18 protein-coding genes are annotated in these 15,026 nt (G+C 60.8%); 15 read left to right on the forward strand and 3 right to left on the reverse strand.

The genetic code is table 11. The features are described from left to right. Nucleotides 1–65: 65 nt before the first annotated feature. On the forward strand, nt 66–761 hold the full coding sequence (locus ACEN2J_RS14430) for a hypothetical protein (protein ID WP_442106805.1): 696 nt from the start codon (nt 66–68) through the stop codon (nt 759–761). A 48-nt stretch (nt 762–809) separates the two neighbouring features. Here ACEN2J_RS14430 and ACEN2J_RS14435 read toward each other — a convergent pair whose 3' ends face one another. Beyond that, nucleotides 810–3,155 carry a Tex family protein gene (locus tag ACEN2J_RS14435; protein ID WP_442106806.1) on the reverse strand — a complete coding sequence of 782 codons (2,346 nt, stop codon included), beginning with the start codon at nt 3,153–3,155 and terminating at the stop codon, nt 810–812. Between the two features lie 502 nt (nt 3,156–3,657). On the opposite strand from ACEN2J_RS14435, the gene ACEN2J_RS14440 reads away from it, so the two are divergent. The 13 genes from ACEN2J_RS14440 to ACEN2J_RS14500 all read left to right on the forward strand — a co-directional run bounded on the left by ACEN2J_RS14440 (nt 3,658) and on the right by ACEN2J_RS14500 (nt 12,412). Continuing rightward, the gene (locus ACEN2J_RS14440; protein ID WP_442106807.1) at nt 3,658–4,929 is read left to right on the forward strand and encodes a tyrosine-type recombinase/integrase; all 1,272 of its coding nucleotides are present in this window, start codon (nt 3,658–3,660) and stop codon (nt 4,927–4,929) included. Next, nucleotides 4,922–5,626 (forward strand): hypothetical protein, encoded by a 705-nt coding sequence (locus ACEN2J_RS14445; RefSeq protein WP_442106808.1) that lies wholly within the window; start codon nt 4,922–4,924, stop codon nt 5,624–5,626. The genes ACEN2J_RS14440 and ACEN2J_RS14445 overlap by 8 nt, the downstream gene beginning before the upstream one ends. Nucleotides 5,627–5,763: 137 nt before the next feature. Further along, the gene (locus ACEN2J_RS14450) at nt 5,764–5,961 is read left to right on the forward strand and encodes a helix-turn-helix transcriptional regulator (protein ID WP_442106809.1); all 198 of its coding nucleotides are present in this window, start codon (nt 5,764–5,766) and stop codon (nt 5,959–5,961) included. A gap of 97 nt (nt 5,962–6,058) precedes the next feature. Continuing rightward, nucleotides 6,059–6,997, forward strand: a complete 939-nt coding sequence (locus ACEN2J_RS14455) for a helix-turn-helix domain-containing protein (protein WP_442106810.1) — start codon at nt 6,059–6,061, stop codon at nt 6,995–6,997. Further along, nucleotides 6,987–7,517, forward strand: coding sequence for a hypothetical protein (locus ACEN2J_RS14460; RefSeq protein WP_442106811.1), 531 nt, complete (start codon nt 6,987–6,989; stop codon nt 7,515–7,517). Before ACEN2J_RS14455 ends, ACEN2J_RS14460 begins: the two co-directional genes overlap by 11 nt. Beyond that, nucleotides 7,510–8,325, forward strand: coding sequence for a hypothetical protein (locus tag ACEN2J_RS14465; protein ID WP_442106812.1), 816 nt, complete (start codon nt 7,510–7,512; stop codon nt 8,323–8,325). Before ACEN2J_RS14460 ends, ACEN2J_RS14465 begins: the two co-directional genes overlap by 8 nt. Before the next feature lie 79 nt (nt 8,326–8,404). Continuing rightward, complete coding sequence (locus ACEN2J_RS14470; protein ID WP_442106813.1) at nt 8,405–8,794, forward strand: hypothetical protein; 390 nt, start codon at nt 8,405–8,407, stop codon at nt 8,792–8,794. Continuing rightward, nucleotides 8,787–9,353, forward strand: coding sequence for a hypothetical protein (locus tag ACEN2J_RS14475; protein ID WP_442106814.1), 567 nt, complete (start codon nt 8,787–8,789; stop codon nt 9,351–9,353). Before ACEN2J_RS14470 ends, ACEN2J_RS14475 begins: the two co-directional genes overlap by 8 nt. Before the next feature lie 430 nt (nt 9,354–9,783). Beyond that, nucleotides 9,784–10,581, forward strand: coding sequence for a hypothetical protein (locus ACEN2J_RS14480; RefSeq protein WP_442106815.1), 798 nt, complete (start codon nt 9,784–9,786; stop codon nt 10,579–10,581). Between the two features lie 2 nt (nt 10,582–10,583). Then, on the forward strand, nt 10,584–11,057 hold the full coding sequence (locus ACEN2J_RS14485) for a hypothetical protein (RefSeq protein ID WP_442106816.1): 474 nt from the start codon (nt 10,584–10,586) through the stop codon (nt 11,055–11,057). Further along, nucleotides 11,047–11,538 (forward strand): hypothetical protein, encoded by a 492-nt coding sequence (locus ACEN2J_RS14490; protein ID WP_442106817.1) that lies wholly within the window; start codon nt 11,047–11,049, stop codon nt 11,536–11,538. The genes ACEN2J_RS14485 and ACEN2J_RS14490 overlap by 11 nt, the downstream gene beginning before the upstream one ends. Beyond that, a complete protein-coding gene (locus ACEN2J_RS14495; RefSeq protein ID WP_442106818.1) occupies nt 11,535–12,017 on the forward strand; it encodes a hypothetical protein in 483 nt (160 codons plus the stop codon). Before ACEN2J_RS14490 ends, ACEN2J_RS14495 begins: the two co-directional genes overlap by 4 nt. Beyond that, a complete protein-coding gene (locus tag ACEN2J_RS14500; RefSeq protein ID WP_442106819.1) occupies nt 12,014–12,412 on the forward strand; it encodes a hypothetical protein in 399 nt (132 codons plus the stop codon). The genes ACEN2J_RS14495 and ACEN2J_RS14500 overlap by 4 nt, the downstream gene beginning before the upstream one ends. Nucleotides 12,413–12,518: 106 nt before the next feature. Here the strand turns inward: ACEN2J_RS14500 and ACEN2J_RS14505 are convergent, their stop codons facing one another. Next, nucleotides 12,519–12,998: a DUF4411 family protein gene (locus tag ACEN2J_RS14505; RefSeq protein WP_442106820.1), complete on the reverse strand. Its 480-nt coding sequence runs from the start codon at nt 12,996–12,998 to the stop codon at nt 12,519–12,521. Nucleotides 12,999–13,007: 9 nt separating this feature from the next. Continuing rightward, nucleotides 13,008–14,252 (reverse strand): ImmA/IrrE family metallo-endopeptidase, encoded by a 1,245-nt coding sequence (locus ACEN2J_RS14510; protein ID WP_442106821.1) that lies wholly within the window; start codon nt 14,250–14,252, stop codon nt 13,008–13,010. Between the two features lie 360 nt (nt 14,253–14,612). Between ACEN2J_RS14510 and ACEN2J_RS14515 the strand changes: the two genes are divergently transcribed. Next, on the forward strand, nt 14,613–14,822 hold the full coding sequence (locus tag ACEN2J_RS14515; protein ID WP_442106822.1) for a hypothetical protein: 210 nt from the start codon (nt 14,613–14,615) through the stop codon (nt 14,820–14,822). Nucleotides 14,823–15,026: the final 204 nt, after the last annotated feature.

A 15,026-nucleotide genomic window follows, 5' to 3' on the forward strand; every position in this document is an offset into this window, starting at 1 on the left:
TTTCGGTGTAATTGTTATGCAAGGCGCCGCAGGGATGCGGAATATTTCAACAAAGGAAGCATAAAATGACATTTAAATCATTGAACCTTATTCTGGCCACCACAGCCCTTGTCGGACTTGCCGCACCTGTTTTGGCGCAGGATAAAACAGGGCTGAACATGGATGAGGCGGCGAGCGGCCAACCAGGCGGCGTGGCGCAATACGATTTGGCGCAGGGGCTCTATACAATTGGACTGGCCAATAAGGACGCTTTGATGGCACTGACGGCGGCCAAACTTGCGGCGGGCGTTGAGATGACGGATGTTGTGCGCGAAGGCGAACAAAAGCTTGCCGATGGCGTCACCGAAGACGCCGATGTGGCCGATGCGCCTGCAGATGTGGCAATGATGCTGGCCTCGGCCCGTGAATTTGCGGCGGGAGATGAAGCCCTTTTGGGCCTGATTGACGATGTCGAAGCCGAGGGGGCGCGTGGCCGTATTGGCGGGGCGTCACGCCAAATGAGCCGTTTGCCTGCCGGCGCGATTGATGTTTGGCGGATCCCGTTCTACGGTAACTCTTATGCTGAAATCGGGGTCTCGGGCGATGGCGATGCGCCGCTTTCGGTGGTTGTGAGCGACGAGAACGGTAACCGCGTAAGCTGCCCCGCGCGGGTTTATGACAAGTTTTATTGCGATTTTGTGCCGCGCTGGAACGGGTATTTCAACGTCACCGTGGCCAACCAAGGCCGTAAGCGTAACAGCTATTATATTCTGACCAACTGATTGAAATAATATGATAAAGGCCCGGCAATCACTGCCGGGCCTTTTTTATTATTTACCGAATTTCCCGCGCAGGGCGTCGGCAAACGGGTTTGACGCTGCCGCAGATGTCGGCGTGGGTTTTGGCGCGCTTTGCATCTGTGCAGGTTTGGGCCGGGCATTGGCGGCCGATCTGTCGCTACTCCGCTCGCCCCGACGCTCGACCGCTTGTTCGCGTGCTTCACCGCTGTCTTTTTTCATCGTCAGGCCAATGCGTTTACGCGGCACATCCACCTCAACCACCCGCACTTTTACCACATCACCGGCTTTAACCACCTCATGCGGGTCGCTGACAAATTTGTCGGCCAATTGGCTGACATGGACAAGTCCGTCTTGGTGCACGCCGATATCAACAAAGGCGCCAAAGGCCGCTACGTTGGTCACCGTGCCTTCCAGCATCATGCCGGGTTTCAGGTCTTTGATGTCATCAACGCCATCGGCAAAGGTGGCGGTTTTGAACTCTGGTCTCGGGTCGCGGCCGGGCTTTTCCAGTTCCAACAGGATATCTTTGATCGTGGGCAGGCCGAAACGGTCATCGACAAAACTCATCGGGTCAAGCTGTGCAAGTTTGGGCGAGCCCATGACTTCGCGCAGATCACGGCCACAGGCCGCCACGATTTTGCGTGCAACATCATAGGCTTCTGGGTGAACTGAGGAGCTGTCGAGTGGCTCGGCGCCGCCAGAAATGCGCAAGAAACCTGCCGCCTGTTCGAAGACTTTCGGCCCAAGCCGCGCGACTTTCAACAGATCGCGGCGCTTGGCAAAGGGGCCATTGGCATCGCGGTGGGCAACAATTGCCTCGGCCAAACCGGGCCCGACGCCGGACACGCGGGCGAGTAGAGGGGCCGAGGCCGTGTTCAAATCAACGCCCACCGCGTTCACGGCGTCTTCGACAACCGCCTCAAGCGAGCGGCCCAAACGGTGTTGGTCAACGTCATGCTGGTATTGGCCGACGCCGATGGCCTTTGGTTCGATTTTCACAAGTTCTGCCAAGGGATCTTGCAATCTGCGGGCGATAGACACCGCGCCACGGATTGATACGTCCAAGTCCGGGAATTCCTTAGCGGCGAGTTCCGATGCGGAATAGACCGAGGCACCTGCCTCGGACACGATCACTTTGGTCGGTTTTTTGGCTGTCGCAGGCAAGACGGCCAGCAGGTCCGCCACCATCTTTTCGGTTTCGCGGCTGGCGGTGCCATTGCCGATGGCGATCAGCCCAACACCATGTTTGCCAATCATCTGCGCAAGGGTCACCTGTGCCCCGCGCAGGTCGTTTTTCGGCTGGAACGGGTAGACGGTGTCATGCGCCAGCAATTTGCCCGTAGGGTCAATCACGCAAACCTTAACGCCGGTCCGAATGCCCGGATCAAGGCCCATCGTGGCCTTGCCACCCGCAGGAGCCGCCAGCAGCAAGTCTTTTAAATTGCGGGCAAAAACGCGAATCGCTTCGGCTTCGGCGCGGTCGCGGACATCGCCCATCAGATCAAGCGTCAGGCTGGTTTTAAGCTTGATTCGCCATGCCCAAGCTGCAACTTCGCGCAGCCATTGGTCGCCTTTTCCGGTGCCGCTGGCCTGCAAAGACGCACCACACATAGCCTCACAGGGCGAGGCACCGCGCGGCGCGTCGGGGTCGATTTCAAGATCAAGGCTCAGAAAACCCTCATTCCGTCCGCGCAGCATGGCCAGAACGCGGTGCGATGGGGCCGAGTGCCACGGCTCGGAATGGGCGAAATAGTCGGAAAACTTGGCGCCTTCGGCTTCTTTGCCCGCAACAACTGTGGCGGCAAGGCGGCCCACCGATTTCATGTGATTGCGCAGCTTACCCAGCAGAGTCGCGTTTTCGGCCAGCCCTTCGGCGATGATATCGCGCGCGCCTTCTAATGCGGCCTTGGTATCGGCGACCTCGGCGTTCAGAAAATCTGCGGCAAGCGCCAAAGGGTCGGCATTGCGATCGGCCAAAATGCCCTCGGCCAGCGGGCCAAGACCGTTTTCGCGGGCGATCATCGCGCGGGTACGGCGCTTGGGTTTATAGGGCAGATAGATGTCTTCCAGCTCGGCCTTGGTGGTGGCACCTTTAAGGCTGGCGGTCAGATCATCAGTTAGTTTTCCTTGCTCGGTGATCGACGAAAGAATCGCCGCGCGGCGCGATTCGAGTTCGCGCAGGTATACGAGCCGCTCGGCCAAGTTGCGTAGCTGGGTGTCGTCCAGCCCGCCTGTCACCTCTTTGCGGTAGCGGGCGACAAAAGGAACAGTGGCGCCGCCATCCAAAAGATCAACGGCGGCAATGACTTGCCCAGGGTTTGCCCCAATTTCCGAGGCGATAAGACGGGCAATGCGGGCGGCGAGATCGGGGGTCATGGGAGCGGCTTCCTATTGGGAAACCGGACCATAACCAGCCCTTTCGCCGGGGCCAAGACCTTAGATGAAAGGAATCAGTGGCACACCGCCACCGCAGGCGGAAAGAAGCGTAAGAAGGCCGAGAGCGAGCAAGTATTTCATGGTAGAATCTCCAATGTTACGACGTTTAAACGCTAGCGTGTTGCCAAGCAGGTGCAAGACAAATTACGCCGAAACAACGGGGTAGGGGGGGATGGTACCACGTCCCCGGCTCGAACGGGGGACCTCTTGATCCACAATCAAAACTCACCCCCTAAAGTGCTCTAACAAATCAAGACACCATAATTGACAAATGCCTTTATAAAATTAGTCGTTTGCGAATTTGTTTGCCATTGTTATTAACACGGGGTAACGCTTCAAAAAGTGGAAATCCGTTACCCCGGTGTTACCCCGCGCCTAAATCAAGTGGTCAGCGAGACGGGGTAACAGATCATTTTGGCGATACAAAGGGTGGGAGTTTATCGTGGCGAAAGCATTGACGACGAAGGGCATAGAGGCACTCAAAGCGGATCCGGAAAAACGCCTCGAGATATCGGACGCGTCTTGCCGTGGCCTGTACATTGTGATCCAGCCGAGTGGGTCCAAGTCATGGGCGCTTCGGTATCGTGTTGCCAACAAGCCCGCCAAGCTTACCCTCGGGCGCTGGCCGTCAATGGGCCTTGGGGATGCACGGGCTGCGGCTGGGGTGGTTCTTGAGAGCATTGATCGAGGCAATGACCCTGCCGCGATGAAGCGGGCCGAGAAGGCAAAGTCCGTTGAGGCACCCGACCGGGACAGCGTGGGGGAGGTGATTAGGCTTTTCATGAAGCGCCACGCGTCGCGCAATCGTCGTGCCGATGACGTGATGGCCATGTTCACCCGTGAGATCATAGGGCCGTGGGGCGACCGGCCTATCCAGTCGATAACCAAGCGTGACGTTCTGGCAATCCTTGACGGCATTGTGGATCGCGGCAGCCCTGTGACCGCAAACCGGCTGCGCGCTCACATGAATACGCTTTTCAATTGGGCTAAGGGTCGCGACATCATCAAAGACAATCCATTGGACGGCATCAGGCCGCCAGCCCCCGAAAAGGCCCGCGACCGGGTGCTGACCGATGAGGAGGTCAAGCTCGTCTGGGGCGCGACCGGTGAAATGGGATACCCTTTCGGCCCGATGATCCGACTGCTGCTCTTGACGGGTGCGCGCCTTCGGGAGGTCGCGGAAATGCCGCGAGCAGAAATAAATCTGACTGGTGATGTCTGGACGTTGCCAGCGTCCCGTTCAAAGAACGGCGACGAGCATGTTGTCCCGCTTTCGCCCGAGGCGCAGGCGATCATTTCTGAAATTCCCAAAATTGGCCGGGGCAAGCTTTTGTTCACGACGACCGGCGAAACGCCGGTCAGTGGCTTTACACGGGCCAAGACCAAGCTCGTTAGCCTGATGACCGAGGCCGCGAACAGGAATGCGGCTGAAGGTGACGAGCCGGTTGTTATCCCGCAATTCACACTCCATGATCTGCGCCGCACGGCAGCAACTGGGATGGCCGCCTTGCGGTTTGCGCCGCATGTTGTCGAGGCCGTCCTGAACCATAAGTCCGGGACACGGCGCGGGATCGCCAGCGTTTACAACCGGCACGACCACCTTGACGAAAAACGGGAGGCCCTGACAGGCTGGGGGCGGTACGTCTTCGAATTGGTTAACGGAACTCCGACAAATGTGATTTCGCTCATTGCCGCAGGGTGCCGCGATGTTTGATCCTAACAATGAACAAGAAGCGCCTCCGCTCTTTGAAGCATCTTGCCATACTGCTGAGCTACTGAAAGGCGAACAAATTTGGGAAGATATTCGATTGAAGCTGGTCGCCGAAGCGCATCCTGCAAGCAGTCAAGTTTGGATGGTAAAACTATTCTATGAGGACCAAAAGCAGCAAGATATTGTACCCCACCTGATCGGTAATTATCTGCGCCTGCGCGAAATATCATTCGGGGCGAGTAAAATTGCTGATTTTACTGTTGGGGTAAAAAAGGCAAAAAAACTGACGTGGAAACTCGCGCTGGGAAATGGGTTAGATTTTGGTCGAATGGAAGATAGCGACCTCCAATCAGATCGTGGGCGAGAATTCCTTTCGGAAATTGAAACGCTGAGAGACCTCATGGAAGAAGCTCGGATTGCGCTAGTTGGCGCGGAAATGGTTGCAGACCGGCTTCGCAAACTTTCGCAGGGAGACAAGCGTATAGGGCTGGATGCGGCCCTATTGGGTCACCCACTTGAGACCATGGCCCGGCAGCTTGCTCAAATCTGGATAGGATGCGGCCTAACGTTAGACGGCGGGCGGAGTGGTGATGGGCTTGATGAGGTGATCGTTCGGATTGTCGAGAGCATTAGCGGACAAAAGGATCGCGGGCCACAAACATGGCTAAAAGAGCTGATGACTAAGTTACGAAAAAGTTGATCTGATAGTGTCAAGGGAAATTAGCGATGCCCAATTGGGTAGTGATTATTCGCTTATTAGCGGCGCTGGTTCCACTCCGCTAACACCGACAAACGAATTATAACGGAGCACCGAAACTAAATAGAAAGGTGATTGCCGTGGAAAATAAAAGGTTGATTGGCGCAAAGGACGTACGCACCCGCTTCGGAGTGACCGACATGTCCCTGTGGCGCTGGATTCGTGACGAGGAACTAAATTTCCCGCAACCGATATACATTCAGCGTCGCCGCTTCTGGGAAGCCGATGCGATTGAGGCATTTATTCAGAAACAGGCCAGCGTGGGGCAGGCCGCATGATGCTCCGGCCCTTGACCGATCGCCCCGCCGACGATTGTGCGGCGGGCGAGAAGCCTGACGCGTGGTCGAGACCGGCTGTTGCATCCGCGGGTGCGGCATGAGCGGGAAAGATTTTTACCTGATGCAGATCGAATGGACGCGGCAGGTCCGCAAAGATCGAAAAATGCCGGATAAGGCTGTCCGGATCGCCGACGCCATAGCGTTCGACTTCATGAACAAAGATGTCGGTGAAGCATGGCCGTCCATGGCAACACTTTGCGCTCACGTTGACGCGTCCGAACGAGCGGTGCGCCGCGTTCTCGACCAGCTGGTTCAAGGCGGCCATCTGGCCATCAAAAGCGGTGGCGGTCGTCGCCAGAGCAACCGCTACAAGTGGATATTGTCGGCTGGAAACTCCGGCAAAAATGCCGTGGTTTCTGGGGGCGAAACTCCGGCATCTGCGGAGGAGTTTACGAAGCCGAAGCGCAAGAGAAACTCCGGCACTTTTGGCGCGAAAACTACGGCAAATATGCCGGAGGAACCATTACAAGAGAACCACCTTAAAAAGCAGACCGGCGCGGGCGGCCCTGATGGCCGCAAAGCGCCGGGGTCAGGTTCTGTTGCCAAGGCTGAAGATAAAGGCGCGAGTGGCAAGGTTTTGGCTTCACAGAGCACTGCGTCCAATAGCGGGGAGGCCCCGTTAGACGGGGCCACCCCCGCTTATGCACCGGATGCTATTCAGGCCGCAAAGGATGCCGCCCATAAATGGCTTGCGTCTCAATATAATTTTGATGCGGGTCATGTCGATGATCTGATCGACGGCTTTGGCCCCGCCGGGTGTGCCGCCGCTCGCGACGACGCGGCGGCAGCACTGACCGAAGCTCTCTCAGGGCTTCCCCTCAATATAGCGGCGCAGAAGGTCGAAGTTTATTCACAAACCGCGCTGGAACTGTTGCGGGCCGTCCACGGTGGCTCAGATCTGCGTCGGGAGGTCTACGACATGGGCCGCGTCGTCATGAACCACATCGGGATGACGGGGGAGCGCCATGTCGGCTGAGGTCTATCAATACTCGAACCCTGAGCTATTCATGAGCTGGCCAAAACGCCGGGCGGAACCGGCGGAGGTCATCGCCTTGCCCGGAGTTGCCCCCGATCTGGATCACGGGCTGATCGAGGCCGTGCTTTCGCGCATCCAGAAAAAAGATGCCCGCGCTGAATACTGGCGCGATCACGTCGCCATACTTTTTGAGGTTATGGTCGAGCGCGGCTTGCCTGAGGCTGTGGCCGAAGCGGTGCTGCGCGATCATCTGATAAAGGTCCGCAAGATACACGCCGACCGCATGGCGATGCCTGAGCATCGCCGGACGGTCGAACGCTCGCCCATAAATTTCGACGCCCCGCCGCCGGTCGGGACCGAGATCGCCATAGGCGGGAAGGTGGCAAGGGTGGTGGCCGTCGAGCCGTATATTCGCAAGGACGGGGCCGAAACTCTGATTATCAGGTGGGATATCGAGGGTCGGAAAGCGACATCCGGATTGCGCGCTAAGAGCGTTATTTGGGAGACACAGGATGTGTGATTACATCAACGCCGAGGCCCGCCGGAAGCTGATCGAATGGGCTGCGGTGTGCCCTGACCCTGATGTCCGGGCAGACGGGCAGCGATTGGAGGAGGCTTTGACAGAACAGCCTGTGCGCGCCCCACAGGGGCCGCACAAGCCGGTCAGCCCCGACGACCGGCCCGGCAGCCATGCCGTGCCGCCCCTCGATTTAAACGTCATCCATCGGTCAGACGCCCCCTCGCTGATCGGCGCGGCGGGTGATCCTGAGCGCGAATGGCGGGTGCAGGGCCGCGCCTTGGCCGCGATCTGGCAGAATGACACGCCCGTGCGTCTGGGGAATTTGAACGCCGACGATGCGCTCGATTTATATCTCGCTGTCTCGGAGTTTGCCGCCGTTTACAATCGGGATCGGCGCGTCGTCGCTTACGCGGAAAAGATGATCTCGGCGGGCGAGGCAATCCGCGAGGCGCGTAAAACGCCCGGAAGCGATCGGTCGGAGCCGCTCGGCAGGCTGATCGATGTTCAGCCCCCTAGCACCGCCACGGCGGGGCCGCGCATTGCCCGTCGAAAGCGTGACGACCTGCTGCGGCATGTTCGAGGCGAGGTGGCCGATTGGGCAGCGATGAGCGACCATGCCGCCGCTGCGGCGATGATTGCGAGGTTTAAGAGGTACGAGGCTGGGGCATGGCAGGTCGATAGGCGCGAGCGCGAAACAGCACCCGCGCCGGAACCTCAGGCAACTTTTTGGCGGCTGAAACGGCTTCCTATCAAAACTCAGATGCTCGAAACCACCGGGCTCGTAAAGGTTCTGCGGGGCAAGGCGTGAAAATCGTCCTCGGTCTATCGCGGCAGTAAACCGAGATCCTTCTGGGCTACCTTTGTTTCATCGAACAGAGAGGCACCCGATGACCACCCAAGTCCAATACGATCCCGCCCGATTGACCGCGTTGGCAGGAATTGCCCGAAAGGCCAACTCCGCCCGCAGCGGGATGAACGACGAATTGCACGATCAGCGTGACGCGCGCCGCGACCTGCAGGCCCGCATCAATCGCGTCCGCCAAATGACCATCACGGGCGACGCCGCAGCGGCCCAGAGCAGCGCCGAGGAGGCCAAACGACTGGAGGCGGAACTGGCCGACCTGAACGCCGAAATCACAGTGCGTGAGGTAGAGCTCGACGAGGTGGCCGAGGCCGCCGCGTCGGCCCGCGCCAACCTCAAATCGGCGCTGAAATTTGCAAAGAGCGAGGGCTTGAGCATTCCAACGGCTCTGGCCGAGGAGGCCCAGAATGCTTGAGCTGTTTAAATCGCTGACCAAAACCAAGGCGGCAGCCATGGGCCTTCATGACCTTTTGGACCAAAGCCGCGAGGCCACGGCGGAGGCGAAAGCGCGTCTCGAAGCCATCGAAGCCGCCCCGCAGGATCTTGAAGCGGCCCTTGCCAATTTTGACGATTGGCTGGACCGCGCGGCCACGTCCGCCGTTGACCGGCTGGGGGTCGGTTATGCTCTTGATCCCGCATGGCGTGGCCCCGAGCTGCCAATCCAGCACACGGGTGCGGGCCGTGACGCAACGAATGCGGTGGAAATCTTGCTCGGCCTTGTGGCTCTAATCGGTAGCGAGACCTTGCGCAAAGTCGTGAAGGGGCAGCTCGAGGACCGCCTAGGGGGCGAGACCGGCATGACCGCAAGCACTCGCGTCAAGCGCGCTGCAGAGGCACAGGCGGAAATTTTGCAGGCAGAACTGGTCGAGGAAAAAATCGTCCGCACTATGGAGGCCGCTGGCGTTACCGTTTCGCGTCGCCCTGATGCTGATCCGCGCGCCCTGCTGGCGTCGTCGGACAGCCTGCCAAGCTAATTGCATCGGGGGCAAGGCTATTGGTGGTCTGCAATTCCCGCGCTGTACAGCAGGCGATACCACTTCGTCGCCGAAGCGGGGATGTCCCTGAAAGGCCCCCAGCGCTGTTGCGCTGGCGCGGGCCGCACCTCCCAGCCCTGATGTCGAACGGGCTGGGAGGTGCCAACCATCGCCGCACGGACCGCAGGAGGAGCAGGGGGGGGGCCTTAGGAACCCTATTCCCGGCGGCCACGGGCGGCAATCCTTTGGCCCGGCTTCTTTGGTTGTTCCGCCCGCGAGGATTTGCGGTTGGGTAGTTTTCGAAATCACACGAACAGGAAAAAATCTATGAAAAAGCACACAGAATACAGCCCGGCGGTCGAAGCGCTGCTCAAGCGCGCCGCCGACCAACTCATGCCGAAACCACAAGCAACCAAAAAGGAAGATCGCGATGACGATTGACATGAGTCAAGCCGCACAAACCCGCCGCCAGATCGAGGCTGACGCCCGTCTCGCCCGTCTGGGCGCAACAGGCGAGGCCCGCACCGCTGCCCGCAAACGCGTCATGTCGGAGATCGAGGGCGAGGAGCTGGCAACCGCAAATGCCGAGGCTGCAAAGGCGGAAGCAACGACAGAGCGCCAGCGCATTGCCGCCGTCGTCCGGGCCGGGCGCGACCGTGATCGCGGTCAGCAGGCGTTGCGCGCAGCCCTACTGGCCCCAATCGGTGCCGAGGCGGCAGCAGGACTTATCGCGGCCTTGCCAACCGACGGCACCGCCAGCGCCGATGCAGTAGCCGTTCCGGGCTTTGCTTCCTTCGGCACCCCTGCGGCTCAGGCTGAGCGTCGGCGCATCGCAAGCGCTTTTGCGCATCCCGGCGCTCAAGGTCGCTTCGCCGCTGTGTGCGCTATGATCCTTGACGGTGACGCGAGCCTAACCGCCGAACAGATCGCGCCCTTGCTCGCGACGATGCCGACAGGGCCGGTTGCCCGCACACCCGGCCCCGGCGCTCGTGCGGCTGGTCTAGCTGAGTTCGGCGGCGAGGCCGCTCCGGCCCGGTCAAAAAGCGAAACCGCTGCGGCAGGTTGGAAACGGGCGGCGGCGGAGGCGAACCGGCTGATTGGCGCAGGCACGACCGCTGCCGCAGGCGGTGCGGGGCAAGCTGGGCCGTTGGCGTCGAGCGATCAGTATTTCGGCATGACGCCCGAAGGCCGCGCTGCCGCCGAGGCACTTCGGCGAGCGCGGGGCTAACCATGGACGCCCGCCCGAATGAAATCGCGACCAGCACCGCCGCCACGCTGATCGGGGTCAGCTATGAAATGATCCGCCGCCTCGTTAAAGCAGGGAACATTCCATCGCATCGGCGGGGCCTGACAACGGTCGATGGTGCGGTCCAAGGTTACGCGGAGTTCCTACGCGAGGACGCGAGGCGGGCCGAAGCCAACGCCTCTGCGGTCAGGGCGCACAACGCCAAGGCCGCCACAGTCGCGGCGGCGAACTCGCGCCGCCGCGCTGGTCTGGTCGATGCCGAGGAGATTGAAATTGTCCTGACCGCGCTGGCCGGGATCGCGACCGCCCGACTGGCCGGTCTTGATCTTGCCGGGCGTGTTTCTCCTCAAACCGCAAAGCAGGTTGCAGCCGAGGTCAAGGCCACAGCTTGTGACTTCGCTTCGGCCCACGCCCACGCCGTTGCGCTTTTGAAGGGGGAGAAACCCGATGACGAATGACGCCAGACCATCGGAAACGATGATATCCGTGGCGGCCTTGCGCGCCCTGTGTGGGGCCAAGCCCGGCGAAATCGAGGCACTGATCCGGTCGCGCACTCTGATTGCGCGCGCCAGTAAGGTGTCGCTTGTCGCGGGCGTGCGCGCCTATCTGGACGCCATCCGCGCCACGGCCAAATCGGCCAGCCTCGCGGCTGCGCAGGATGCCGCAAGATCCGCCCGTGCCGACGCTGCCGAGCTTGCTCTTGCTGTAGACGCCCGCCGCCTTGTCTCGGTCGAGGACGCCGAGCATGCGATTTCGCTGCTGTGCGGGGCCGTGATGTCACGGACCTTCACGATACCGGCCCGCGCCACCCGCGATGTCCGCGAGCGCCGGATAATTGAGGATGCGATCCGGGAAACACAAGGCGAGATCGCGCGGGCAGTCCCGCAAATCGACCTCAGCGAGAAGCCAACGCCCGCGAAGCGGAGGGCACGAAAATGACAGCAGCGCCGTCCGATCCAATCATCAGCAAGGCTGACATTTGCGCCGAACTGGGCATCTCGCCCGGCGATTGGCAGAAGTGGCGAAAGGCGGGATACCTTCCCCCAGCGTCTGGCCGGGGCAATAGCACCCTTCTCGCGGCCATGCGTGGCATCATCGCTGCCGTGCGAGCTGAGGCCGAGGCTGTGACGCCATACGCCGCCGCGCCTGTTGGGGTGCCGCCGGGCGCTGTGCTGATCGCCGACGCCGAGGGAATGGTGGCGGAGGTTGTCGCGGCCTATGACCGCGCTTTAGCCGAAGCTCTAACCGCGATTGAAGTCGAGATCAGCGCCCTTCACCGCCCGCCTGTCGCACCGGAAAAGGCCAAGCGATGCCGGGCCGCAGAAGGAGCGCGCACCGAGCTCTACGCCGTGAGGCGACGCGCAGCGGGCTTTGGCCGTAATGCGGTGGCCCTTGCCGCGAGGTGGGCCGAGCAATGACACAGGTCAGCAAATCACCAGCCGTTGCGCTTTTGGATCGGCCGATCCCGCCCGAGGTGGCGGCCCAGCTCCTCGGCGTTGATCGCGCGCTCTTTGACGGCCAAGGCAAGCTTACCCTGCGCATTGCCTTCCGCCTTGCCTTGCGACCCGCCCTTGAGGCGCGCCACGCATCACGCGGCGCACGGCGGGCCGTCATGCGGCGCGATATGACGGCTGCGAAGGCCGAGGCACAGGCGGTCAGCGCCACGGCGCTGGCCTTGGCCCTCGCTGTCACGGCCCGCCAGATCGAAGGCGACGTGACCGAGGTGGCCGACAGGCTGGCCGCAATGGACCCGAAGGCGGCGGCCAAGCTCCGAAAGGCCGCGCAGGCAGCATCAAGGGCGGCAAGGCCCTGAAACGCCCCCATGCGCAGCCACAGGCGCGCAGGGGGAGGTCTGGTAGCCCTACCAATCTGAAAAGGGGACGAAGCGGCCCCCTGCGCCAGAGCGAGGGGCTTCGGGGCTACAGTCGGAAGTCGGCTTCCTCATAAAATGCAAATGGCGTGATCCAGCGAACGCCGAAGTCCTCGCAGACGTTCGGCACCTTGCGGTTGGCCCTGATCTTCGACGCGGCGTGTGTCTCTTTGGTGACTACCGTTCGGCCCAGCTTCGCCCATCCGTAGGCAACAAGGAATGGGTCTTTTCCGATCTTTGCCATTTCGGCATCGTTTAAGTCTGGCCCATATCCCTCATTCACCACACGGCGTAGCAGACCAATATCAACAGCCTCGTTCAGCCGCAGCGCGGCCTTCGCATCCGCTCCCTTGAGCCAATCCGAAACCCCGTCGCTGCCCGCCGTGATCTCGTCGGCAATCTCGTTGGGGATTTTCACCACTCCAGCGTTTCCTTGCACGATTAGCCAATCCCAAAATTGGGGCAAACGCCTGATCGGGTAATAGGTGGCGTTGGCCGTTATTAGGCTGTTGGCGTCGAGCAGATACATACCAGATCGTTACCCCTGCACCCTGCGAGGGCCGCCGAGGCCATGAACCCCGGCTAGTAGCCCTTCGACCGCGCCGGGCTTGACGCCGAAAACCTTGGCCGCTGTGGTGTGGGTTAGCACGTCTGCCCGCAAGCCCCGCCCGACGAATTTCAAGAGCGCATCCCCGATGCGGTGTCTGCGCACGATGTAATAGCTCGGGCCGCTATCGGCCCCCTTTGCCTTGTCCTTCTCGCGTTGCCGATGTAGCCGCCAGCGGTCCTGAAACATTCGCACGGCTTCGCTATAGGCTTGCTCGTCGGCCTTCCCAATGCGCCAGAGCCGGTAAGCCGCCATGGCGGAACTGACTTTCCATTCGGCAGAAAGCTGCTCGGCGCGAGCCATAAGCTCCGTTGCATTTCTTGTACGCTCCACCGCCGCGAGGGCGTGGGCTGGCAACAGCACTTCGCCCGCAACGTCATTGCAGAAACGTTCGACACGCGCGAGGGTGGTGCGCGGCTGGACCGTGCTGGGCGCTCCGCTGACGCCCGTGCTTCCGACAAACAAATGCGCAAGCTCATGGATCAGGGTAAAGGACCAAGCCGCCTTTGCATCCTGATCATTTATGACGATCATAGGGGCGAGGTTATCGGCCACGGCAAAGCCCCGGAACACTCGGGCGGAGATCGCTGTGCGGTAGTTGCCCAGATCGCCTATTAGGACGACAAACACCCCGAGCGCCTCGGTGCGGCGGCGCAGCTCTGTGAACAGATCCTCAGGCTTCGCCATACCTCGGCGCAGCTCTTTGTCGCCTTCGATGCCGAGGGCTTCTTTGATCTGCCCGGCGGCTTGCAGGACGGGCGTAGTAATGGGAAGGGAGCCGATGAACGCGCGGGGCTGGGCGTCATCGTTGTCGGCCATCAGGTCGCGCAAGATCGCATGCCGCGCCCGCACGTCTCGAACAAGCGCGTCCAGCCGCGCGGCCTCATCCGTCGCAACCGGCGTCGTCATTGTGCGAAAGTCCTCACCCCGGTCAGCCGGGCGTGGTGGTTCTGGCATGTAAAGCGAAAGCAGGGGGCGGTGGTAAGCTCCCGCCATCTTGGCAAGCTGGGCCAACGTGGGCGGCCTCTCGCCCTTCTCGATGGCTTCCAGCTTCTCTTCCGCACTGGCCCGCTCGCCAGAAGACAAGCCGAGTTTGTGCGCGGCCTCCTCAATGGAAAGCCCCGCCGTGGTGCGCGCCCATTCAAGGACCGCAGGATTGATGCCCTCAACGCTCACGTTATTCGTCCAATATTAGCGCGCTTTGCGCGCAGCCCAATCAAATTCCCTGTCAGCATGACTACGAGCAGAACCTAGTGCAACTTGTCAATCAAATAAGAAGCCGCCCCTAATTCACTACCGGGTCTCATGATGTACATTTAGGCCATTTTGTTGTCATATTAAGGCCCAGTATAACATAATTCACAGGTCAGGGCCTTTGGCGCGCCGCCTTTTGCGTCATGATTTATAAAATTATTTAGTTGGAGTTTCGATAGCGGGGGTGGACGAGCTCTCCGGCGTTGACGGGACGCGGGCCAAGGGCGGGCCAATGTCAGCCGGTCGGTCATACTGGTCGGCGAGCAAGGGCCGGAGGTCGTAATGCCCAGCAAAGGCGGCTACGTCCACCCGAACGGCAGCGCGCCGGGCGGCGGCGGTGCGGGCGCGGTGAAGGTCCACCAGTCGATCTCGTTCAACGTCATGGGAGGCGACCCAGAAGGCATATACCAGCGCATCAAGACGCGGCTGGCCGCCGATGCCGGCGCGCTGCTGAGCGGCGCTCACGCTGATGTTGGCTTCGTGCCGGGCTGAGTTGACGGGAAAGGGGCGGCCTTATGGTCGCCCCTCGATCCGCGCAGGCTTCCAAATGTCGCCGTACAGCGGCCTTGTAGCGTTTTGGCTACCCAACCTATAAAATCGCGAAACGGCCCTTTATGGGGCGGCACGTCGCGCCTTTTGGCCTTTTCCGGAGCGGGTTGTCGGTGCCTTCGGTCGGCGGCGCGGCACTCAACGCAT

This window comes from Pseudorhodobacter sp. W20_MBD10_FR17, assembly GCF_052119765.1.
GTDB lineage: Bacteria > Pseudomonadota > Alphaproteobacteria > Rhodobacterales > Rhodobacteraceae > Pseudorhodobacter.

Bases quoted from the DNA above. Each gene is read 5' to 3' on its own strand.
- ACEN2J_RS14445 (WP_442106808.1), top strand. From the start codon at position 4,922: ATGTTTGATCCTAACAATGAACAAGAAGCGCCTCCGCTCTTTGAAGCA.
- ACEN2J_RS14500 (WP_442106819.1), top strand. From the start codon at position 12,014: ATGACACAGGTCAGCAAATCACCAGCCGTTGCGCTTTTGGATCGGCCG.
- ACEN2J_RS14470 (WP_442106813.1), top strand. From the start codon at position 8,405: ATGACCACCCAAGTCCAATACGATCCCGCCCGATTGACCGCGTTGGCA.
- ACEN2J_RS14515 (WP_442106822.1), top strand. From the start codon at position 14,613: ATGCCCAGCAAAGGCGGCTACGTCCACCCGAACGGCAGCGCGCCGGGC.
- ACEN2J_RS14495 (WP_442106818.1), top strand. From the start codon at position 11,535: ATGACAGCAGCGCCGTCCGATCCAATCATCAGCAAGGCTGACATTTGC.
- ACEN2J_RS14480 (WP_442106815.1), top strand. From the start codon at position 9,784: ATGACGATTGACATGAGTCAAGCCGCACAAACCCGCCGCCAGATCGAG.
- ACEN2J_RS14505 (WP_442106820.1), bottom strand. From the start codon at position 12,998: ATGTATCTGCTCGACGCCAACAGCCTAATAACGGCCAACGCCACCTAT.
- ACEN2J_RS14475 (WP_442106814.1), top strand. From the start codon at position 8,787: ATGCTTGAGCTGTTTAAATCGCTGACCAAAACCAAGGCGGCAGCCATG.
- ACEN2J_RS14430 (WP_442106805.1), top strand. From the start codon at position 66: ATGACATTTAAATCATTGAACCTTATTCTGGCCACCACAGCCCTTGTC.
- ACEN2J_RS14435 (WP_442106806.1), bottom strand. From the start codon at position 3,155: ATGACCCCCGATCTCGCCGCCCGCATTGCCCGTCTTATCGCCTCGGAA.
- ACEN2J_RS14490 (WP_442106817.1), top strand. From the start codon at position 11,047: ATGACGAATGACGCCAGACCATCGGAAACGATGATATCCGTGGCGGCC.
- ACEN2J_RS14460 (WP_442106811.1), top strand. From the start codon at position 6,987: ATGTCGGCTGAGGTCTATCAATACTCGAACCCTGAGCTATTCATGAGC.
- ACEN2J_RS14455 (WP_442106810.1), top strand. From the start codon at position 6,059: ATGAGCGGGAAAGATTTTTACCTGATGCAGATCGAATGGACGCGGCAG.
- ACEN2J_RS14465 (WP_442106812.1), top strand. From the start codon at position 7,510: ATGTGTGATTACATCAACGCCGAGGCCCGCCGGAAGCTGATCGAATGG.
- ACEN2J_RS14485 (WP_442106816.1), top strand. From the start codon at position 10,584: ATGGACGCCCGCCCGAATGAAATCGCGACCAGCACCGCCGCCACGCTG.